At 50.8% G+C, this 23,045-nt stretch carries 15 protein-coding genes; 8 read left to right on the top strand and 7 right to left on the bottom strand.

Translation table 11 applies throughout. The features are described 5' to 3' along the window. Positions 1-72 precede the first annotated feature (72 nt). The 7 genes from J2Y43_RS04290 to J2Y43_RS04260 all read left to right on the top strand — a co-directional run bounded on the left by J2Y43_RS04290 (position 73) and on the right by J2Y43_RS04260 (position 10,861). Positions 73-1,314, top strand: a complete 1,242-nt coding sequence (locus J2Y43_RS04290; RefSeq protein WP_309981097.1) for an MFS transporter — start codon at positions 73-75, stop codon at positions 1,312-1,314. A 226-nt stretch (positions 1,315-1,540) separates the two neighbouring features. Continuing rightward, on the top strand, positions 1,541-2,062 hold the full coding sequence (locus J2Y43_RS04285) for a gluconate 2-dehydrogenase subunit 3 family protein (protein WP_309981098.1): 522 nt from the start codon (positions 1,541-1,543) through the stop codon (positions 2,060-2,062). 148 nt (positions 2,063-2,210) lie between these two features. After that, positions 2,211-3,923 carry a GMC family oxidoreductase gene (locus J2Y43_RS04280; protein WP_309981099.1) on the top strand — a complete coding sequence of 571 codons (1,713 nt, stop codon included), beginning with the start codon at positions 2,211-2,213 and terminating at the stop codon, positions 3,921-3,923. 175 nt (positions 3,924-4,098) lie between these two features. Continuing rightward, on the top strand, positions 4,099-4,764 hold the full coding sequence (locus J2Y43_RS04275; protein ID WP_309981100.1) for an RNA polymerase sigma-70 factor: 666 nt from the start codon (positions 4,099-4,101) through the stop codon (positions 4,762-4,764). Between the two features lie 72 nt (positions 4,765-4,836). Beyond that, positions 4,837-5,853 carry a FecR domain-containing protein gene (locus tag J2Y43_RS04270; protein ID WP_309981101.1) on the top strand — a complete coding sequence of 339 codons (1,017 nt, stop codon included), beginning with the start codon at positions 4,837-4,839 and terminating at the stop codon, positions 5,851-5,853. Between the two features lie 20 nt (positions 5,854-5,873). Beyond that, positions 5,874-9,341: a SusC/RagA family TonB-linked outer membrane protein gene (locus tag J2Y43_RS04265; RefSeq protein WP_309981102.1), complete on the top strand. Its 3,468-nt coding sequence runs from the start codon at positions 5,874-5,876 to the stop codon at positions 9,339-9,341. A 20-nt stretch (positions 9,342-9,361) separates the two neighbouring features. After that, positions 9,362-10,861 carry a RagB/SusD family nutrient uptake outer membrane protein gene (locus J2Y43_RS04260; protein ID WP_309981103.1) on the top strand — a complete coding sequence of 500 codons (1,500 nt, stop codon included), beginning with the start codon at positions 9,362-9,364 and terminating at the stop codon, positions 10,859-10,861. Positions 10,862-10,962: 101 nt separating this feature from the next. Here J2Y43_RS04260 and J2Y43_RS04255 read toward each other — a convergent pair whose 3' ends face one another. The 7 genes from J2Y43_RS04255 to J2Y43_RS04225 all read right to left on the bottom strand — a co-directional run bounded on the left by J2Y43_RS04255 (position 10,963) and on the right by J2Y43_RS04225 (position 22,546). Next, positions 10,963-12,054, bottom strand: coding sequence for a phytase (locus J2Y43_RS04255; RefSeq protein WP_309981104.1), 1,092 nt, complete (start codon positions 12,052-12,054; stop codon positions 10,963-10,965). A 61-nt stretch (positions 12,055-12,115) separates the two neighbouring features. Then, positions 12,116-13,393: a right-handed parallel beta-helix repeat-containing protein gene (locus J2Y43_RS04250; protein ID WP_309981105.1), complete on the bottom strand. Its 1,278-nt coding sequence runs from the start codon at positions 13,391-13,393 to the stop codon at positions 12,116-12,118. Positions 13,394-13,417: 24 nt separating this feature from the next. Beyond that, entirely contained in the window at positions 13,418-16,174 is a 2,757-nt protein-coding gene (locus J2Y43_RS04245; protein WP_309981106.1) for a TonB-dependent receptor domain-containing protein, read from the bottom strand. Positions 16,175-16,461: 287 nt separating this feature from the next. Then, on the bottom strand, positions 16,462-18,177 hold the full coding sequence (locus tag J2Y43_RS04240; RefSeq protein ID WP_309981107.1) for a tetratricopeptide repeat protein: 1,716 nt from the start codon (positions 18,175-18,177) through the stop codon (positions 16,462-16,464). A gap of 70 nt (positions 18,178-18,247) precedes the next feature. Then, positions 18,248-19,576 carry a xylose isomerase gene (xylA, locus tag J2Y43_RS04235; RefSeq protein WP_309981108.1) on the bottom strand — a complete coding sequence of 443 codons (1,329 nt, stop codon included), beginning with the start codon at positions 19,574-19,576 and terminating at the stop codon, positions 18,248-18,250. A 234-nt stretch (positions 19,577-19,810) separates the two neighbouring features. Further along, complete coding sequence (locus J2Y43_RS04230; protein ID WP_309981109.1) at positions 19,811-21,925, bottom strand: peptidylprolyl isomerase; 2,115 nt, start codon at positions 21,923-21,925, stop codon at positions 19,811-19,813. Between the two features lie 138 nt (positions 21,926-22,063). After that, complete coding sequence (locus J2Y43_RS04225; RefSeq protein WP_309981110.1) at positions 22,064-22,546, bottom strand: hypothetical protein; 483 nt, start codon at positions 22,544-22,546, stop codon at positions 22,064-22,066. Between the two features lie 155 nt (positions 22,547-22,701). Between J2Y43_RS04225 and J2Y43_RS04220 the strand changes: the two genes are divergently transcribed. Then, positions 22,702-23,004, top strand: coding sequence for an SCP2 sterol-binding domain-containing protein (locus tag J2Y43_RS04220; protein WP_309981111.1), 303 nt, complete (start codon positions 22,702-22,704; stop codon positions 23,002-23,004). Positions 23,005-23,045: the final 41 nt, after the last annotated feature.

The following is a 23,045-nucleotide window of genomic DNA, read 5'->3' as shown; positions in this document are numbered from 1 at the left end:
GAATAGCCGGGCTTATGTCCGGCTATTTGCATAATATTGCAAGTTATTCCGATGAAACCCATACAAAATCAAATGTCATCCGTCCCAGCAACGCGCTCAGACGCTTCCTACCTTTTCAGTGCTCCCGTAATTGTCGCTGCCCTTGGTTACTTCGTAGATATTTATGATTTGCTCCTTTTCGGGATCGTGCGCCTGCCTAGTCTGGCTGCATTAGGCCTTTCCGAAGCAGATATTTCCGTCACCGGCGCCAGTATTCTGAACTGGCAAATGACTGGGCTGCTCATCGGCGGGATATTGTGGGGTGTGCTCGGAGACAAGAAAGGGCGCCTTTCCGTACTGTTCGGCTCCATTATCACTTACTCCCTTGCCAACATTGCCTGCGGATTCGTGCAGGATGTGACGGTTTACAAAGGGCTCCGTTTTATTGCGGGCATCGGCCTTGCGGGCGAGCTGGGTGCGGGAATCACATTGGTTTCCGAAATCCTTCCCAAGCACCTGCGTGCGATCGGTACTTCGCTGGTGGCCGGCATTGGTTTGCTCGGTGCTGTGGTGGCCTATTTCACGGTCGAGTTTTTCGACTGGCGCTATGCCTATTTCATCGGCGGCGGGCTGGGTATTTCACTGCTTCTGCTTCGGATAGGCGTTTTTGAATCGGGTATTTTCAAGGATCTGAAAGAAAAAGAGCATATCGAGAAGGGCAACTTCTTTGCATTGTTTACCAATAAAGACAGGCTCGGGCGATATCTCAGGTGCATTGGTATCGGGCTTCCTACATGGTTTGTGATTGGTATCCTGGCTACATTCAGCAACGAATTCGGCAAGGCATTGGGCATTGCAGAGCCTATCAAGCCGGGCCTTTCTATTATGTGGTGCTATGTTGGTCTTTCGGTAGGCGACCTTTGCAGCGGGTTCATCAGCCACTGGCTCGAATCGCGCAAGAAAGCGGTCTTCTACCTCATGCTATTTACATTGGTATTCAGCCTGGTTTATCTTTTTGCAGGTATTAAATCGGCCTCTCTTTTCTATACAATCGCCACTTTGCTGGGCTTCGGGATCGGTTACTGGGCCATGTTCGTGACTATCGGGGCAGAGCAATTCGGTACCAACCTGCGGGCTACGGCGGCCACTACCGTCCCCAACATGGTACGCGGCACCGTGGTGGGAATGACTACATTATTTGCTATTTTTAAAGATTCTTTCACGGTCATTCAGGCTGGTGCGCTCGTGGGGCTGATCTGTTTTGCAATAGGTATCTTCTGCATTCTCACCATTCCCGAAACACATGGTCGCGATCTCGACTTTCTCGAGGAATGACGGTGGTAGTCAGGAAATGGTCAGGTGTGGTCAGGAATAGTCAGTCAGAAAGAGAGAGAGAGAGAGAGAGAAGAATGCTATAATTTCAATAAAAGACAACTCGTGACAACAAATGACAATCCCTGACAATGAATGACAACTTCCTGACAATGAATGACAACAAATGACAATTCCTGACAAAAAGTAACAATACAAGTAACGACGTTCAAACAAAATAGAAACGAAAATGGAGAGACGCGTAGCGCTTAAAAGCATGGCGGTGGCCATGGGCGCCATGGCGGGTTTGCCTTCCTGGGCATCCGGTTGGAACAAGAGTGCGGTGGCGAAGAGCGGGTTGCTTTCGGCAGACCAATCCAAAAACCTTACGATGATCGTCGAAACCATTATCCCTAAAACCGATACACCGGGAGCGGGAGAGCTGGGAGTAGGGGATTTTGTACAGAAAATGGTGAAGGATTGTTACGATTCCAAAGCGCAGGCGAGCCTGGCAAGCGGCGTTTCGAATATCGATGAGCAAAGCATTCAGCGTTTCGGGAAGTCGTTTGTAGATGCCAGCAAGGAGCAGCGCCTGCAAATCCTGTCGGATATCGAAAAGGGCAGCGACGCGGCACAGAAGGGCTTTTTCAGCATGGTCAAAAACCTCACGATCCAGGGCTACATGACCTCCGAATTTGTGATGACCAACATTACCCATTACGAAATGATCCCCGCCCGTTACCATGGGTGTGTACCTGTTAAAAAAGGATAAAGGAGGAAAGGGAGGAAGGAGGAAAGGGAAGAAAGGGACTAGAATTTAAGTCATTGAGTCATGAGGTCATTGATTGTTTTTTCTCCCTTCCTCCATCCTCCCCTTCTTCCCTTTCCTCCCCTTCTTCCCAATTTTCTCAAACCGAACTATGGCAAATTTTAATATTGATAGTAAAAAAGCCCGCACCTACGATGCCATTGTGATTGGCTCGGGGATCAGCGGCGGCTGGTCGGCGAAGGAGCTGACCGAAAAAGGCTTGAAGACGCTCGTGCTCGAACGTGGGCGCGATGTGCAGCATATTAAAGATTATCCTACGACGAACATGATGCCGTGGGAGTTTGAACACCGCGAGCGGCTAACCAAGGAAATCGCCGACGCTAACCCGATCGCGGCACGTTGCTACAACTTTAAGGAATCGTCGATGCACTTTTTCGCGAAGGACAATGAGCATCCCTACATTCAGGAAAAACCTTTCGATTGGCTGAGGGGCTATCAGGTGGGCGGAAAGTCGTTGCTATGGGCACGGCAGACGCAGCGTTGGAGCAAGTATGATTTCGAAGGCCCGGCACGTGATCAATTCGCCGTGGAATGGCCGATCGGCTACGACGACCTGGCGCCGTGGTACAGCCATGTAGAGAAATTCGCAGGCATTACCGGCAACAAGGACGGCATCGACGCACTGCCCGATGGCGAGTTCCTGCCCCCGCACGACCTGAACTGCGTGGAAAAGTATTTCAAGGAACAAGTTTCCAAACAATATAAGGACCGCCACATTATCATCGGTCGCGCGGCACATATCACCGATCCGCAGCAGATTCACCTCGACCAGGGGCGCGCCAAATGCCAGCATCGCGTGATGTGCGAGCGTGGGTGCCCGTTCGGAGGATATTTCAGCAGCAATGCATCCACCATTCCCTGGGCAGCGAAAACAGGCAATATGACGCTCCGCCCGCATTCGGTGGTGCATTCGATTATCTATGACGACAAAACGCAGAAAGCCTCAGGCGTGCGCGTGATCGACGCGAACACGAAGCAAATGATCGAGTTTTATGCCAACATCATCTTCCTGAATGCGGCTGCGCTGAACTCCAACCTGGTATTGCTGAATTCGGTATCCAGCCGTTTCCCGAACGGATTGGGCAATGACAACGGCTTGCTGGGTAAGTACGTCGCATTTCACAACTACCGGGCAACGGTTTCAGGAGAGTACGAAGGTTTCCTCGACTCGACTACCGACGGAAAACGCCCCAATAGTGGTTATATCCCACGTTTCCGTAATGTTTACAAGCAGGAAACCGACTTTTTGAGAGGATATGCGGCCGGCTTCGGTGCCAACCGCAATACCTATAACGACCGCAACGGCCTGGGCGAATCGCTGAAAGCCGGCTTGCACGAAACGAAATACGGCAATTGGAGTGTGGGCTCTCACATGATGGGCGAAACAATCCCGAAGGAGAGCAATTACGCGGCACTCGACAAGGTTGAAAAAGACCCGTTTGGCATGCCGAAACTGAGAATCTCGGTCGATTACGATGATAACGACGAGAAGATGATCAAGGATTATATGGAGCAGGTGAGCGAAATGTTTACCAAAGCGGGCTTCACCAATGTGAAAACGCATGACAATCACCGTAACCCGGGTAACGATATTCACGAAATGGGCGGTGTAAGGATGGGTAAAGATCCTAAAACGTCGCTGCTGAACAAGTGGAACCAGCTGCACCACTGCAAAAACGTATTCGTGACCGACGGAGCCTGCATGACTTCGACCGCGACGCAAAATCCTTCGCTTACTTATATGGCACTCTCTGCCCGCGCAGTGGACTATGCCGTAAAACAGATGAAGGCGAAGAATTTGTAACCCGAAATAACTAGTTTTTAATAAAGGCCGCTATTCGCAAGGATAGCGGCTTTTTTAATATCTGGTCAGTTTGGGTTAAGATATGATTAAAAAAAGTTTTAATTTTTTTAAATCAAGGGTAAGGGATTTTAAGTGCAAGAAAGTCTTTTAATTATTACATACGAACAGATACCCGATGCACGATCCTTTGCTTAACCCGGAAACGAAGCGCCCTGGGCCATTTGTGTCTCCTGCACACGAAGGCAAGGCCCCCGTAAGTGAGATTGATTCTGCTACTTTCCTGAGATCGGCTTTTGAGCAAAATCCGGGAAAGGGTCTGGAACTCCTGTTTAAAAGGTATTATAACCCGCTTTGCAGCCATGCGGTGCGGTTTGTGTATTCCAAACAGATCGCCGAAGACCTGGTGAGCGAGGTGTTCTTTCAGTTTTACCGCACGAAGGCCTACGAGAACATCACGACATCGTACACCAGCTATCTGTTCCGCTCCGTACGCAACGAATGCTATACGTATATGCGTAGAGAGTTTGGCAAAACCGACACTCTCGAAATGAACGAGGAGCATTCGATCTCCACGTACCATCAGCAGCCTGATGCTGAAATCCACTATAATAACCTGTTCCTCAAAGTGAACGAGGTGATCGCCCGGCTGCCTATGCAATGCCAGAAGGTGTTTTTGCTGAGTCGTTTCGAGAACAAAAAATACCATGAGATAGCTGACGAGCTGCATATCTCTCCCAAAACCGTTGAAGTGCACATCTCCAAGGCATTGAAACATCTGCGCTCTGCCCTTCACGGCGAATGGATGATCTCGCTATGCCTGACCATTTTAAGTATCCTCTGAAATCCGGCCTGAGAAGCTGGCCCGGAAGGCCCATCCGGAGGGGCCCCGTCAACGTTGTAAACCGAACAGAAAATGGAAAGAACTATATCTAAATATACGCTTTTCGAGTACCTGAGCGGGCGCGCTAATCCGCTCGAAAGGCAACTCGTAGAAGAATGGATCGTGCGGAAAGAGAACGCAGAGACATTTCACCGGTGGTTGCTGGAATACGAAACCCAGTCGCCGCAGTTTGTTCCCAACCAGGATATTGCCCTCGAAAATCTCCTGCTCCGACTGAATTCGACGATGGAAGAGGAGGGAGCATGGAAGAAGGAGGAAGGGGAGGAGGAAGGTGGGGCCCCTTCCTGGTTTGCCAGGCGGAGCAACCGGTTCTGGATGGCGGCCGCGTCGGTAACGTTACTCGTGAGCTGCGGCTGGTGGTTTCGCGAGCCGCTGCAATACAAATCGTACCAGACAGCATATGGGCAGACTACCGACGTGTACCTCGAAGACGGAAGCCGCGTAGCATTGAATTCGAACTCCAAACTGAAAGTGCCGAGGCTGGGTTTCTGGGGAGATGTACGTGAAGTGGCACTGGAAGGCGAGGCCGAGTTTTCGGTAAGCCATACGATTGATCATAAGCGCTTTGTGGTGAAAACATCCGAGAAGTTTCAGGTGGAAGTGCTCGGTACCACATTCTCTGTATTTGCCCGGCCAAGGGGTACCAAAGTGGCATTAAAATCCGGCAGCGTGCGCATCGATTATTCACAGGACAACCACCGCAGGGAAGTCATGATGGAGCCTGGCGATCTTGCTTTTCTGGATCAGGAAGGGGCGGTGCAGCTCGAAAGAAAGCAGGACGTCAAAACATTCGCTCCCTGGACCGAGCAGCGCTATGTATTCAATGGGACGCCCGTAAAAGAAATACTAGCGATGATCGAGGAGAATTTTGGACAGAAAGTAAGCCTCTCCGATTCCAACATCGCCCAACGCTCGATAACCGGCAATTTCAAGACCAAAAACGCGGAAGAACTTTTGAAAACGATTTCGGAAGTACTTGATCTCCGGGTCGAGCAGAACGGCGCAAGCATCCTTTTAACGAACAATTAATTATTCCAAACCACTTGATTATGAATCTAACGCTATCAGCCAAGCAATGGGTGGCGATCGGGATTGTGTTGATGACGCAGTCGTCCCGGATCGTGCATTCACAGGTCATTGCCTTTGCGTCGATGCCGGCCAAGCAACATACTTCGCTCGGTCAGGAAATGAAGCTTAAAAATGTTTTGCTCGACCTTCAGAGACATTACGGAGTAGAAATCATTTTCGAAGACCGACTGGTAGGCTCAGTGAACGTAGCTTCCAGCAACCTGGATTTCAACCAGCCCATAGAAAAAAACCTGGATATACTGCTGCGGCAGAATGGTTTGAAATATAAAAAGACCAGAAAGAACACATTTGTTATAACCGAAGGCAAGGCAAAGGAAGCGATGCCGGTGAGGGAAAGCAAGGACGAGGCGATGGCACTGCCGGAGGGGCAGATGACGCAGGAAAACCTGACCGCACCGGCACAGGTAACCCAGGCAGCCGTTGATAGGACCGTGAAAGGAACGGTTTCGGATGAAAAAGGAGCGTCTCTCCCGGGTGTAAGCGTTGTGCTGAAAGGCACCCAGCGCGGGACTTCCACGGGCGCTGCGGGCGATTTCAGCCTGGATATTCCGGAGGGCGGCCAGCCAGTGCTTGTTTTCAGCTTTGTAGGCTACAAATCACAGGAGGTGACAGTGGGAAACCAGTCGGCGCTGACAGTAAACATGGCGCCGGATGAGAATGCTTTGGAAGAAGTAGTTGTGGTAGGATATGGTACTGTCAAGAAATCCGACCTTACCGGTGCTGTGGGCACGCTCAAAGCGGAGGTTTTGCAGGAGCGTCCGGCTTCTTCATTGAACCAGGGACTTTCGGGCCGTATTACCGGGGTAAACGTGTCGTCTAACTCCGGTCGTCCGGGTGGTCGCGCTAACATACGTATTCGTGGAGCCAGCTCTATCAGTGTTTCCAACAACCCTCTTTACGTGATCGATGGTGTGATCCTGAATGCGGTAGACCTGCAAAATGGTAGTACGCCGATTGATTATCTTAACCCGAACGACATTGCTTCCATCGAGGTGTTGAAAGATGCTTCTTCGACGGCGATTTATGGTGCGCGGGGTGCCAACGGGGTGATCCTCGTTACTACCAAACGCGGTACATCGGGAGGTGGAAAAGTTACCTACGACACCGATTTCAGCATTGGCGTAGCTCCGCGTAAGTTGCCTGTGTTGAACTCGAAGGAATTCTTGCAAGTAGAGGAAACCCTTTATGCCAATGCGGCGAAATATGATCCTGTGGGCTGGGCTACCGGTACCAAATACACCGATCCCAAGCTGAAACGGACTAATCCGCTACTTTTCGATTCGAACGGCAATCCATTATACGACACCGACTGGCAGAAAGAAGCGTTCCAAAAGGCATTTACGCAGAACCACCAGCTAGGTCTTACCGGTGGTAACGAAAAAGGCAGCTTCGGGGCTTTCCTGAACTACCGCAACGAGGATGGTATCATCAAGGAATCGTGGCAGAAACGCTTCTCGGGTAGGTTGGTATTTGATTCACAAATTAAAAGCTGGCTGAAAGTAGGCGGTACGCTGGGTTATACCGATCAAAACGAAAAGCAGATCGACCAGTTGGGCGGCGGCGGTATCACCGCGATGCGCCAGGTGCTGGAAGCATTGCCGATCATTCCCGTGAAATACCCCGACGGCAAATGGGCTTCTAACCGCGATTATCCGGGCATGGAAGGTGGAGATAGCCCATTGAGGGTGGTAAATGAGCGTCTCTATTACCTGAAAACGCAAACGATGCTGGGTAATATGTATGCCAATATCCGCCTGGCCGATGGTTTGGAACTGCGCTCTACCGTGGGTGCTAACGTGATCAACCAGCGCAACGACTATTTCGCTGCGGCGGGCTTGCAGTACATTACCAGCAACGGTGAGGCCTGGGTGACCAACAACCGGTACAATTCCTGGCAGTTTGAAAATTATTTGACCTACTTCAAAGACTTCGGCAAAATCCATTCGATCAATGCAATGGTTGGTTTGTCGTGGCAGCACGTCGACCGGTTCGAGGCTCAGGCACGCGCCCAGAATTTTACGGACACTTATTTTCAATACAACAACCTGAGCGCCGGTGCTATTGCAGTAGCTCCGACCTCGAAAGCGGAGGCTTACGGGCTCAACTCTTATTTCGCCAGGATCAATTACAGTCTGATGAACAAGTACCTGGTGACGTTCACCGGCCGTATGGATGGTTCGTCTAAATTCGGGGAGGCCAACCGTTACGCATTCTTCCCGTCGGCGGCATTGGCGTGGCGTGTGAACGAGGAGGAATTCCTGAAAAACTCCAACACGATTTCCAACCTGAAACTTCGTACAAGCTACGGTGCTACCGGTAACTCTGAAATTCCCGCCTATCGTGCATTGGCCGGGATGGCAAGCTCGGACGTTATCTTCGGAGGCACGCGTAACATCGGTATCGGTGTAGGCCGGATGTCGAACTCGAACCTGCAATGGGAAAAAACACAACAGGTGGATTTCGGGGTAGAGTTGGGCTTGTTCCAGAACCGCATCAATTTTGAGCTCGACCTGTATCGCAGAAAGGTGAACAAGATGTTGTTGGATGCACCACTACCATCAAGCAGTGGCTACACCAGCATTTTCACCAACGTTGGCAGCATGGAGAACAAAGGGGTTGAATTCGCGATTAACTCAACCAATATTAAAGCGGGTGATTTCTCGTGGAGCACGACATTCAATATCTCTATAAACAAAAACAAAGTACTGGCACTCTCGGGCGGTAGCGATATCTTTTCCGGCGCCACGGTGATCCGCGTGGGAGAACCGGTAGGCTCGTTCTTTGGACGCGTACATCAGGGCACCTGGTCGACTGCGGAGGCTGAGCAGGCCAAGAAGTACAATATGCTGCCGGGTGACGTGAAATATGCCGACCTGAACAACGATGGCGCGATCAACGATAATGACCGTACGATCATCGGTAAAGGTATTCCTGATGGTTTCGGAACATTCCTGAACACGTTCAGCTACAAACAGTGGTCATTGACGGTGGATTTGCAATATATGTACGGTAACGACGTACTCGACCGCAGTATTCACTCCGCTGAGGACCGCCAGGGGATCGCAAACAGCTACAAAACCGTGTTGAATGCGTGGACGGAAACCAATCAGAACACGCCGATCGCGCAGGTACGTCCGATCAACGCTTATTACACGACCAACAATGACAGCCACAAGGTAACCGACGCATCTTTCATCCGCGGCCGCAACCTGTTGCTCGCTTACGTGTTCCCGTCGCACATTGCTTCGAAAATGAAACTGGAACGTCTGAGAGCTTATGCATCCGTTCAGAACTTCTTTGTAGCTACCAAATACAAGGGTTATGATCCCGAGGTATCCAACTCCGGATCGCCATTCGACCAGGGTTTTGGTTTGTATGACTATCCAAAGCCAAGAGTATTTATGCTCGGCCTGAACATCGGTTTATAACATTAAAGACGCAAAGCACAATGACTATCATATCAAAGAAAATCGGCTTGCTCGCATTATTGAGCTTATTTGGAGCGACCAGCTGCTCCGACTTTCTGGACGAGTCCGATCCCAGTAACTTCACGGAAGAAAACTATTTCACGCAGCCGGCGCACGCGCGCAGTTCCGTAAATGCGATCTATACGCCATTGCGCGAACCAATGGTGAGCGGTTTTGGTGGAGGAACCTGGATGATGCCCGAGTTTGCGACCGGATTGGCTGGTACCGACCTTGGTCAGGCTGTGAACAGCTACTTTATCAAGGATTTGCGCAATACCTCCGACAATAGCTATGGGCAGACCTACTGGACCCAGTATTACAAAGGGATTGCCGGAGCTAACCTTTCGATTGCGAGGATTCCGGGCATTACCATGGATGCCGCCGAAATGAAAAGAGTGCTTGGCGAGGCATATTTTCTTCGCGCATTCTACTATTTTCAACTGGTTCAGATGTTCGGTAATATTCCGCTGATTACGGCGCCGGTGAACCTGCAATCGGACCAGCTGCGTCCTAATGCAGCAACCCCCGAAGCCGTGTATACCCAGATCGTGGAGGATTTGAAAACAGCGGAAGCGTCGGGACTGCCTATGACCGAAAACAGCGGTAAAGTGACGCTCGGAGCGGTGAAATCGCTGCTGGCCAAAGTTTATTTGACAATGGCTGGTTATCCATTGCAAAAAGGTGCAGCATATTATGAGCTCGCTGCCAAGAAAGCGGAGGAGGTAATCGATTCGAAAGCATTCAAATTGTTTTCTACCTACGACGACCTGCATAACCCGGCCAAGAAGAATGTTGAAGAAAACATCTTCATGATCCAGTATAAAACCGGGTTGATCGCTTCCAACTGGCAGGTTTCCATTATCCCTTATAACAAAAATATCTCGGCCTATTCCGATGAAACGGGCGGTATTTACGCAACGGGTGATTTTGTGAAGTCCTACGAAGCCAATGACCTGCGCGCCAAAGAGAAGCAATTCTTTTTCACCAAGTTTACCAATGAAAGCGACCGTAACAAGGTGGTCGATCTGGGCGGCTACTTTATTTACAAACACTTCGATAACGTGGCCCAAACCAGTAGCGCCAACAGCGATTTGAACTGGCCGGTGATCCGATACGCCGATGTGCTTTTGATGTACGCCGAAGCGGCCAACGAAGTAGGAGGGCCATCGGCCAAAGCTTACGAGGCTGTGAATGCGATCCGTACGCGTGCGGAGCTGCCCGCGTTGGCCGGTCTTACCAAGGATGCATTCCGGGAAGCTGTATGGAAAGAGCGCTGGCATGAGCTGTGTTTCGAAAATATTACCTGGTTTGATATGGCACGTTTGCGGAAGGCTTTCAATGTCACCACCAAGAAGTTTGAGAACTACGTTGGGCACAAATTCTCTTACGGCCCAACTTTGACGGAGCGCGAATTGCTTTTCCCGATCCCGACGGCCGAAGTGCGTAATAACACGAATCTGAATCAGAACAAAGGATATTAGCAGAACAGGTTAATCATTAAACTCAGTTTAATAGTAGATAGTAATCAAAAAGCCGCCGGGGACTTTCCGGCGGCTTTTTCGCGTCATAACGGATTCCAGTTTTACCGGATGGACTTCAAGTGCTTCCCCGCAATATCTTCCCAGCGGTAAAGGTGAAATGTCTTATCATCGCTCATGGCTACGAAAAGGCCATTGGGGAACCGGGCATTGAGGGGGATCGAAACGATATCGGAGCCATCGCTGTGGCTTGCTTTGACGGTGACTTTCCTTAAAAGCGGGTGGTTATGCGGTTTGCCGGATGTGCCTTCCCTTGGAAAGATCTGGAAACTGTTGGCACCCTGATCCGACACGAGGATATAGCCGGTACTGTCGGTGAGCTGGTAAATGGAAATACCTTCGTGGTCTTCGGTGAAGCCATTGGTGGCAAACAAGGCCAGTTCCTCATTTCCTTTTTCAGGATCAGCGTAGTATTTGCGGACGCCTTTGCCTTCATCGGAATAGTAAACATAGCCCAGCTGATCGTCGACGGCGATGGCTTCGATTTCCTTCAACCCGCTGTATTGGCCGAACTTGCGGACCAGCGATGCTTTTACCTGACCTTTGCCGTTGTCTTCCAGCAGGTATTGCCAGAGGTAAGTGCCGTCGGTAGGTCCCGATTTGCGGCCCACGATCGCGTATATTTTGCCGCTTTTGTCCTTGTAAAGTGCTATGCCCATCAAATCCCTGACATTCTCGCCGGTTTCTCCCATAAATACTTCTATCCCGCCGTTGTCGAACGGCTTCATGTCGGGTACGCTGTAAATGCGCAGCTTGTGCGTAAAACGTTCGGTGGTAACGGCGATATCCACCGGCTTGCCAGCGAGCATGAGGCCGTATTCGATGTCTACATTATCCGGGCGTTTCAGGCCGGTCACGGTTTTATCACGCTGTAATTTGCCTTGCAGGTCGAATACATACAACCCGCCGTCCTGGTCTTTGTCGGTGCCGATAATGAGGCTTCGGGAAGGATCGGCCGGGTTGATCCAGATCGCCGGATCGTCGGTATCGTGGGCTACGGTGTCGGTGATGAAAACCGGCTGGATGACCGCGCTCACCGTATCGGCTTTGGCGGAATGAATGGGCGTGTTGTTGCCGGACTGGCAGGCCACAAGCGATGCAGCCAGCCCAACGGCCGGGAGAATGAATGCTTTCACTGGTGTTGGAATAAAAAGCTCCCGGCCGGGAGTGCGGGCCGGGAGCAGAATGAAGGAGAAGTTATTTAGTACCAAACGCACCGATGTAGTCGGCGGGTGCAGGCGATTTGTAGGTCACGCCGTTGATCACGATCCCCTCGGCATACAGGCGGGTAAAGGTAGTTTTACCTTTGCCCAACGCTGGTGAACCGGCCTGCAAATGGAAGTCCCATGCAGTATTGAATGCGGCGTTTTTGCTGTCGGTCGTCAATGGGTAGTTTACAAATTTTGGATCGTTATCACCCACTTTGGCAGATACGAGGTCATTAGCACCTTTCAGGATCTCTACCGATGGCTGGAACTGCTTTACGCCTTCTTCGGTAGCCCCATAATACAATGTGTTGCTGATCACCGAACGGTCGTCTACCGATTTATCGACATTCTCTTTCTTGATACCGAAGCGGTCGTTGGCCAGCAGGTTATTGTAAAGATCCGCACGAACACCTTTTTCGAGCCAGATAGAACCGCCTTTGGTGGTAGGCCTTCTCCAACCGGCATTGATGATCGTGTTGTTATAACCTACGATGTAAGCCTGTGGAGAGCGGTCGCCGCTGTTAGAAAGCTTCAATGCATTGGTGTTAGGGCTGTAAACCACGTTGAATGCCACATCAGCCTGCACACCCGACTTGATGTTGATCGCATCGCCGCCTGATACGCCGGTCGTGTTGAAGGTATTGTTGGCAATGATCACCTTTCCGCCTTCGATGTAAAAGCCGTCCTCATTGAAATTGCGGATGGTGCTGTTTACGACCACCAGCTTGCCATTGATATTGGGATAGTAAATAACAGGTACGTGCTCACCGGCAATGGCTTTATACAATTTCGCTTTGACGGAGGGTGATTCGTCCGTCGTCACCGCGCCGCCATATTCAATGATGGTGTTGCTCAATACGAATTCAGCCGAATTAGGACCGGCAATAAGCCCGCCCCAAAGGTTACCAAATTGGTTGCCCGTCGTTTTCCAGGCATCAGGTACGGTGAATTTCACCGGAGCCGCGGCAGTACCGAGGCTGTACAGGTTCCCTTTTACCACCACTTCCGGCTTGATCACCGAGTCGCTGAACAATACAGTTACGCCTTCTTCAATGGTGAGTGATTTGCCGTCGGGGATCTGGAGGTGGCCGGTTACTTTATAGGTATTGCCTTTGGTCCAGGTGCCGGAAACTTCGCCGGATACCGATTGCTCGGTCGGCTTTGGGTCCACGGGCGTTGGGTCGGACTTGTCGTCGCTGCAACCGGTGATCAGGAATGCGGCGAGCGCTGAAAGCATGAATAGCTGTTTCATTTTGGAATTGTTCATGAGATTTAAAATTTTGATGACTGATTAAAACTTATAGCGTACGCCGAGCAAATAGGAGCGCTGGTAACGGTCGCGGCGGATGAGCGTTTTCCCCGGTATGTCCTGATTGGGGATGTTGACATTGGAGGCGCTCGTATTTTTCATGTAAACTTCCATCGGGGTGTCGAGCAGGTTATTGGCTTTCAGGTACACGCCGAGGCCGTTGCGGAAGGTTTTTTCAACAGAGGCATCCATTTGAATAAATCCTTTTTGCCAGAGGTCGTTGTCGAGGAACTGCGAAACCGTGTTGATACGCTCACCCGTGTAGCCGCCCGCGAGCTGTGCATCGATGCCATTCTCCTGATTTTTGTAAAGAACCGAGAGGTTGGCCACATGCGCCGACTGTCCGTAAAGAGGCCGGGTTTGCTGTACATTGATGGTTTCCAGATCGCCGCTCTCGTTGCGTATACGCTTGGATTTGGGCGTGGTAATGCGCGAATGCGTGTAGGTGTAATTGGCTTTGATCCCAAACTGCTTCACATATTTGATATAGTCGATTTCGAGACCGTAGTTCTTCGCATTCCCGAAATTGCCAGGCGAATAGTAAATGTCCTGTCCACGGATAGCGTCGCGTTGGAGTGTATACTCGATGGGGTCTTTGATTATTTTGTAAAAAACACCCACCATAAATTGCTCCGAAGCGCGTGGGAAAAGCTCGTAACGCAGGTCGATGTTATCGGCAATGGCACGTTTCAGATCGGGGTTGCCGCGTTCCTGGTATTCCTCCTGCACAATGCGGTAGGGCACGATTTCGAAGAAGCCCGGGCGGTTGACCGAACGGAAGTACGAGGCCCGAAGGTTGATATGCTCCTCCGGCTTGTATTTAAGGTGCAGGCTGGGCAGGACATCGGTGTATTTCTGGTTGCCCTCAGGCCGGTCTTCCCCAATCGTGAAGCGCATGGTGTAGCCCTGGTCGGTGTTTTCCACACGGACGCCGCCGAGTATTTCCAGGTTCTTCGTTTCAGTTTTGAACTGCATAAAACCGGCTTTGATTTGTTCGGTCGCATCGTAGGTCAATGCACTCCCAACCGAGCCGCGGGGATTCTGGATCGTCCAGCGGATCTGGGTATAGTCGGTGAAATCCTTACCGTATTCCGCGAACGGGTCGGCCGGGCGAAGCTGGTAGTTATTGTAGAAATTGGAGCGCGATTTGTCGCGGAAGAGGCCGCCTGCGGTCCATTCCACGTTCGTCGAGCCTATGGTTGTATTGTAAATCAGATTGAGGTAACCCGACAAGTCGCGGTCGGAATTGTGCTCCCAGCGACGTGAAGCGTCGCCTACCGTCGTTTTTCTTTCCTGGAAATTCTGCCTGATACCTGTCAGCGGCACAGTCATGTTGTCGGGAACCTCGTTGGTGGCTTTGGAATACACGGCCGACCATTGCATTGCGAGCGCATCGAGCAACTGGTGCTTGCCTTGCAATGTGCTGTTGAATATCTGCTGCTTCGTCAGCCGCGAGCGGGTGGAGTAGCTGAGGGTCGCATTACCTGCCACCGGATCGTAGCCGCCGATGGTCAATTGCGTAGACTTTACATCCCTTACCTGCACATTGGTCAGGTTCATGAATGCATTGTAGAACTGGATTTTGTGCTTGTCGCTGAATCGGTAATCTATCTTCGAATGCAGCCCATAGCGGATCTGTTGTTCCGAGTACTGGCGTTCGCTCATTTTCGTGAGGGCTTCACCACGTAGGGTATCCACTGCTTCGGAGTCATAGAAGAGGCTGTTGTTTCCGCGGTGGGTGTTCTGGTAGCTGCCGGCGAGCAGGATACCCAGCTTGTCTTTCAGGAAACGGTTGCCTACCGCAATGCTGCCCAGCAGGTTGGGTGTAGGTGTTTTGAGTTTATAGTTGACGGCCGCCGTTGAAAAATCGGCCGGGGTGGCATTGTACTGGTTGCCATTCAGCTCATAGGGTGATTTGGATTGAATGCTTCTGAAAGCATAACCCATAAACTTGCGATCCATAAACAGCTCATTATAGCCTGTGGAGACATTGGCCGAGAAGGTTAACTTGTCCGGCGCATCTTTCATGACCATATTCACCGCACCGCCGATCGCGTCGCCCTCCATAGCAGGCGTGAGGGCCTTGTACACTTCGAGGCGGTCGAGGAGGTCGGAAGGGAAAATATCCAGCGGAACGTAGCGGTATTTGTTGTCGGGGCTGGGGATCTTCACGCCGTTCACCAGGGTGTAGTTGTAGCGCTTGTCCATGCCGCGCAGGATCGCATACTGGCCGTCACCATTGCTGTTGCGCTCGATGGAAATCCCTGAAATGCGCTGGATCACGTTCGCAACGGTGAGGTCGGGGGAGATCTGGATGGTTTTGCCGGATACGATATTCATTACCTGGCTCGCATTGCGCTCCATGAGGCGGGCGGTGTTGTCGCTCGCGCCGTCACGCTTGCCGGTGACAGCCACCTCTTCCAGTTTCATGCCGGCGGCGGCTTCCAGCGAAAAGTCCATTTGAATTACCTCGTTCCCGCTGATCGCAAACTCCTTTTGCATGGGTGCATAGGAAATGTGGCGGATGTTAAGTCGGTAGGAGCCCTTTTGGAGGTTTGGAATCGAAAACGAACCATCGAGCCCCGAAATGTCGTGCAGGTTGGTGCCTTCAATAGAGATTACCACGCCCAACGCGGGCTCGCCGGTGGCTGCTTCGAAAAGCTTGCCTTTCAGCGTCCCGGCTTGGAGGCTGGTGATTTTGAATAGCGAAAGGAGGATATACAGGTAACTTCGGATCATCGTATCAAAGTTGTTGTTGGCGGTCGGCGGTCGGCAGTCGGCAGTCGGCAGTCGGCAGTCGGCTGTCAGCGGTCAGCGGTCGTTTTTTGACGATGCGAAAGTGTGCAGAACAAACTCAGTGATCCAAATCAGCCCCGTTAACAAAAGAGCAACAGGCCATTTCCGGGCGTTACATCAAGGCAACAAGCGTTAAGTTTTTTGTGCAACGTGTTATTTTCCAGGGATTTAAATCCCTGGTTCATGGCATTATGATTGCATTACCGCACTGTTAAGAAATTGTGAAGTGGCTAAATGGACTGGATATAGGCCGAAAGATTGTCGCCTGCGGCCAGGTTCAGTTTCTTGCGCAGGCGGTGGCGGATCACGCGCAGGCTGTCCTGCGAGATGCCGAGTAGCGTGGCAATATCGGTGGAAGTGAGGTTCATTTTAATCAATGCGATCAGCCGCAGGTCGTTGGCGGTGAGCGGGCCGGTTTGCTGCTGGAGGCGGTCGAAAAACGACTGGTGTACCTGCTCGAATATCCCCCGGAACTCTTCCCAATGCTGATTGTCCTGCAAGCCGTCACCGATCTGCTCGGACAGTGCTTTGATCTGCTTCCGCTGGTCGCGCTTATCGTCTTTGATCATTTCATCGAGCTTCGCGCGCAGGTCTTCCAGCAGCTGATTTTTGCGGATCACGTGCAGCGTGTAGCTGCTTAGCTCCTGTGTTTTGGTTTCAAGCTGCTGTTTGAGGTGCTCTTCTTCGAGCTTTTTGTTCTTCAACTCAACCTCCATCAACTGATTTTGGGCTTCGTACACCTGCTTGTGCTGCGCGCGTAGCTTCTGCTCGTTCCTGATTTTGAGACGCTGCCGGCTAATAATCAATGCCGCCACCACGATCACCAATACCACCACAATACCCGTTGCAATGGAGATAAGCGTGTCGATGCGGCGTGCCTGGGTCAGCTGTTCAATTTCATTGTCCTTTTTCTCGATTTCGTATAGCGTTTGCAGTAATGCGAGCTGCTTGTTGCTTTCCTCGGAATAAATGTCATTGAGCATGCCGCGGCTCAGCGTGAGGTAGTGAAATGCGCTGTCGTTGCGGGCCAGCAGGTTGTAGGCTTTGGAAATATCACTATAGGCGCTCGAAATCTGGTAACGTTCGCCACTGGTTTGAGCTAGTTTCAAGCTCTGGAAACTGTATGCGAGCCCTTCCCGAAACTTCCCGGTTTTTCGTAGTACATCGCCCAGGTTATTCACCACTTCTACTTGCGCGCGTCGGTTGTGCGTCTGCGCGTTGAGCGTGTAAGCTTTGTTGAAATAGAAATAGGCTGAGTCGTATCTTTCGAGGTCTTCGTAAATGCTGCCGATGTTTTCGTAAATCTTCGCGGCGCCGTCGGTGTGGTGGTCGAGCTGGTAGGAATGCAGGGCCTTTCGCTGGAAATAAAACGCGCTGTCGTACATTTCGCGCTTTTCGTAGAGGTGACCGATGCGCCCGTAAATCTCTGCCTTACCTGACTCCTGCCGGAGGTTTTGGTAAATGGCCAATGCCTCGTCATATTGTTTCCGGGCAAGTTGCGGCCTGCGTGTTCGGTAATAGAGCTCACCGAGCATATTCAGGTTCACAGCCAGCATCTTTTTCTGGTCTTTGTTACGGAATATCTTCTCGGCTCGGAGCAAATAGTCGAGCGACTGCGGGTAATGTCCCGAAATGAAAAGAAGTCTGCCGATTTGCTGCAAATAGCCTGCGGCTTCCACATCATTGTTTTTCCCGACGGCGGAATTATAGTTGGCTTTCAAGCCTATCAGCAACGAATCGGAGTTTTGCGGACTTGCAGGAATGTTACGCTCCGGTTCCTGGGCAAATGTCGTTTGGATAAATACGCAGGATATAGTTACGATCCACACCGCAAGCAGGGTAATGCGGAGCAGGATAGGAGAGGGGGAATGCTTCTTGGCGCGGCCGGTATGCATGGCAGAAAGCGCTGGGTTAATTTCACGCAAGTTACGGCGGCGTACCTGCATGAATGCCAAAAGCCATTGAAATACATCAATGGCTTTTGAAAATTAATATTGAGGTAACATTGTGTTAGTCTCAGATGAACCGGTTGATCAGGTTTTCGAGGTATTCCTGCTTGCCGGAAGTTGTTGCAGGCTCCCCTTTGGTAGCAGCCAGGTCGAACAGGTCTTCAAGTTTCAAAGCACCTTTCTCAAACTCTGCACCTTTGCCGCTGTCGAAGCTCGCGTAGCGGTTCTTGCGGATCTTGTCGTAATCTCCGTTCTGGATGATCTTGTCGGCGATCACCAACGCACGTGCTACGGTGTCGATACCGCCGATGTGTGCGTGGAATACATCATCCACGTCGGTAGAGTTACGGCGACGTTTCGCATCGAAGTTGATACCACCGCCTTGCAGACCGCCCGCGTTCAGGATCACGATCAATGCGCGGGTCCATTCTGCGATGTCGTTCGGGAACTGGTCGGTATCCCAGCCGTTCTGGTAGTCACCACGGTTGGCGTCAATCGATCCCAGGATGCCTGCGTCGGCAGCTACCTGCAATTCGTGCTCGAAAGTGTGCCCCGCCAAAGTAGCGTGGTTCACTTCGAGGTTCAGGCTGAAATCAGCCAACAGGTCGTGCTGGCGAAGGAAGCCGATCACGGTAGCCGCGTCGTAGTCATATTGATGTTTGGTAGGCTCGCAAGGTTTCGGTTCGATGAAGAACTTGCCTTTGAAACCATTCGCACGGGCATAACCCACAGAGATTTTCAGCATTTGTGCGAAGTGCTCCTGTTCGCGTTTCATGTCGGTGTTCAAAAGGCTCATATAACCCTCGCGACCACCCCAGAACACGTAGTTTTCACCTCCCAGAGCAATAGTAGCATCCAAAGCCATCTTCACCTGTGCACCTGCGTGAGCGACCACGTCGAAATCAGGGTTGGTGGAAGCACCGTTCATGTAGCGGTGGTGACCGAAAAGGTTGGCAGTACCCCAAAGGAGTTTCACACCGGATGCCTTTTGTTTTTCACCCAAATAGGCTGTCAATGCTTGCAGGCGTTTTTCGTTGGTGCGCACGTCGTCGGCGTAGTCCACCACGTCTACATCGTGGAAGCAGTAGTAGGGAAGACCCAGCTTGGTAATGAATTCGAACGCAGCATCCGCTTTGTCTTTGGCGCGGTCTACGGCATCAGATTTTTTATCCCATGGATAGAAAAGCGTAGGTCCACCGAATGGATCCAGACCAGCACCGCAGAATGTATGCCAGTAAGCCACTGCGAAGCGCAGGTGGTCTTTCATCGTTTTGCCGGCGATTACGCGGTTTTCGTCGTACCAACGGTAAGCCAGTGGGTTGTCGGTTTCCGGGCCTTCGAAAGAGATCTTTCCGATACCCTTAAAATACTCCTGTTCTCCGAGTAGAATGCTCATTGTAATGTAGTTAATCGTTTTTTAATGCTTTACTAAACCGGCCGATGTATTCCAAGGAGAACCCATTCTCCCTTTCCTCCATCCTCCTTTCTCCCTTATTTAATTAATAAGTGTAAAATTGACATTTCATACTGCAATACTATCACTTTTTTCTGAAAATTTTGCAGTACCAATAAAAAAGAGGAGCAGATTTAATTTCTGCTCCTCTCAGGATAAGTTTTTAAGCGGTTCTGATCAGAAGAATTTCGCGCGGTGATCTTCGATTTTCGCGTTTTCGCGGATGGCTTCGTTCACCAGGTACGACATGCGGCTTTCCAGTGATTGGGTCAGCTGTGTTTTGTACTGAGTGAAGTCTGCGATCTTAGGTGCATCCGTTTTGCTTGAAAGCTCCATGATGAACACCCCGTTTTCGCCGGTGAATACGCCTGATTTTTGTCCGGCTTTCAAACCGAATGCTTTTCCAAGTGCGATAGGATCGAAACCTGCGCTGGTCAGGAAGCCGGTTGCGAGTGAAATGTCGTTCGCTGATTCAACCAATGCACCTGCACCGTATTTCTTCGCGATGTCTTCAAGTGATCCGGTTGCACCTTTCAGCTTCGCAGTGATTTGCTCTGCTTTGATCTGGTTACGCACTTTGGTAGTCAGTTCGTCGCGGAAATCATCTACTTTCACGTCTTTCGCATCCGATTTGCCTGTCAGGACAGCTACAACATATTGTTCTTCGGTTTCGAAAACCGGTGATACCGATGAAGGCTTGGTATCCTCTTTGAATGCCCATCTCACGATGTCACGTGCATTCTGGATCGCGTTGATATTCGTAGCTGATTCAGGAATGCGGTTTGCATTCGCGAGAACCAATGCTTTGTTTTTCTTCACAGCTTCTTCGAACTGCTCGCGGCTTTTTACGGCGTTTGCAAATTCATCAGCTCTTCTGTAAGCTTCGTCGCGCGTCGCCTGGCTTGGAGCAATTGTCTTACCAATGGTAGCAATGCGGTACAGGGTATTCGATTTCGGAGCAGTTACTTTAATAATGTGGAAACCGAACTGGCTTTCTACCAAACGTGGGATCAGGCCGGGAGCGGTTGCCGAAAACACAGCTTCTTCAAATGGCTTCACCATTGCGCCGTTGTTCTGGAAGTAACCCAGGTCACCACCGCGTTGAGCCGAGCCCGGATCTGCGCTGGAAGTAGCAGCCAACGCTTCGAAGTTGGCCCCTGCCTTGATCTGCGCAAGGATGCCTTCTGCTTTCACACGTGCAGCCGCTTTGGCAGAGTCCGACTGGTTTTCAGCACGGATCAGGATGTGGCTTGCTTTGGCAGAAGAAACGGTATCGGAACGGGTTCCGCCGTATTTGTAAATGAAATAGGTATTGCCTTCGCGGTAAGGTCCGTAAACACCACCCGGAACGAATGTCTTCACAGCTTCTTTCAACTGGTCGCTCATGGTAGCGTACGACTGGTTGATCGGCATTGGAATGTCGCTGTTCATCGCGGCAAATGCAGAGTCGCTTTGTGCCGTGGCGAGGCCGCGTGCGAGTTCTTTAATTTCGGTATACAAAGCAGCGCTGTCGTCTTTCGCAGGCTGAACCGGGAACGTTACGTACTCGATCGAGCGGGTGTCGGTTCCTTTATATTCTTTTTTGTGTGCGCTGAGATAGTCTTGCAGCTGCGCGTCGGTTACTTTAATCGTAGTATCTACAACCGAGAAATACGGTACATACAAATAGCGCAGGTTGGCTTTGGTATTTTGCGCTATGTACTCTTTTTCAGCTTGCGCTTTTGGGGTGTAGGTCGAGAGGCGAAGCATGTTTTCATATTTCGCACGGGTACGTTCTTCACGAAGGCTTTTCTCAAAATTCTCCCATGATTTTTGTTGTTCCAAAGGAAGTGTTTTGAGGTTTTTCAGGTAGTTGATCACCGCGTTTTTGTCGAAACGGCCGGTGGTAGGATCTGAAAATGCTTGCAGAATCGATGGGCTGATGTGGTTACCCTGTACCATGTCGTACAGTTCTTCGTCAGTTACCGCCAGTCCAAGTTTGTCGTACTGCTTTTTGTAAGCAATATCCACCACGAACTGATTCCAGGCCTGATCTCTCAAAGAAGCCAGCTCGCCTTCGTTCAGGCTGCGGCCCGACTGCGCCTCGTAGTTCTGACGGAACCCGTCCACCCGGCTTTGAAAATCTTTGATATTAATTTCTTTCCCGGCGATCTCTCCCACGACCTGTTTGTTGTCGCCAAGTAGAGAATTAGGGCCCAGCAAATCGCCTCCCACCATAAAAAGAATTAAACTGATAGCGATAACCGTCACGGCTACCCCGGATTTTTCTCTGATTTTGTTAATTAAAGCCATTTTCTCGATTCAAATTAGTGCGCAAAATAAAAAGTTTTCTTTATGGAATGCAAGAGCTTACATCCGTATTTACAATTATTGGCAACATCCGGTCGCTGCGCGGCGGGCCGGAGAGAGCAAGAGGACGGTTGCAGGGCTTTAATACATGTGTTTCAGATTGAAAGCGTAGAGGATCGCCATGAAAATGCTGAAAAATATGCCGGCCATGGCGGTAATGACGCCCATCCATCCGCCGATCATCAGCAACGGCGCTGCAAATGCGACCGCCATACCGCCCAGATAGAGGTAATAACCCCTCCGTTGCAGGTTCCACATCAGGTAGGCTGCATACAGCGAAAGTGATTCGAAAATAAGCATGATGATGGCGCCGGTTTTGATGTTCTCGGCGGTAGTCTGCTCAATCACAGCTTCAAACATCTTGTCCATCGTCTTCGCTTCGGCGGTATTATCCTGGCGTTCGAGGTTTTCACGGACAGCCTCAAACGTTTCGCGGGTTCTGTCGGCGGTAATTCCCGGGTTCCAGAGCCTTTCGGATTGGGTCCAAAGGCCCGAAACAGCACTCATGAAGGTAAGAAAACACAAAATCGTAAGGAACGTGGGGCGATTCACAGGTGCACTCATTCAGTTAGTAACAGATCAGCAGGTTTTCTGATGAAGGATGTAAAATTTGCCGTTTTCGGTGAAAACACCAAAGGCATTTGAATATTCTTCCAGTCGGCCTACATTTGTCGTTTTTTAATCCAATAAAAACTCAAACTTTCTAACAAACAGTACTTATGAGCCTTCAAATTCTGACTGAACGCATTGCAAATATCCTGGGGACCGATAGCGGACTGGATGCCACAGCCAAATTTGTAACCGATGAAGGAGTCCTGTTTGTCGATGGTAAATCCGTACCCAACAGCGTTTCCAATACCGACGGCGAAGCGGACTGCACTTTCGAAGTATCGGTGAAAAATGCATTGAAACTCATTGACGGCGACCTGAACGCGATGATGGCGCTCATGACCGGCAAGTTGAAAATAGACGGCGATATGGGCGTGGCGATGAAGATCGCAGAAACCTTCGGACGCCGATAGTAGGCTTTCAGGCCGGGTGCCTTTTTCTGGATACCATCAGT

It is taken from the genome of Dyadobacter sp. BE31 (assembly GCF_031457695.1).
Lineage (GTDB): Bacteria > Bacteroidota > Bacteroidia > Cytophagales > Spirosomataceae > Dyadobacter.
Note: the sequence above shows the minus strand (reverse complement) of the source record. Positions and strands in the feature narration are given on the sequence as shown.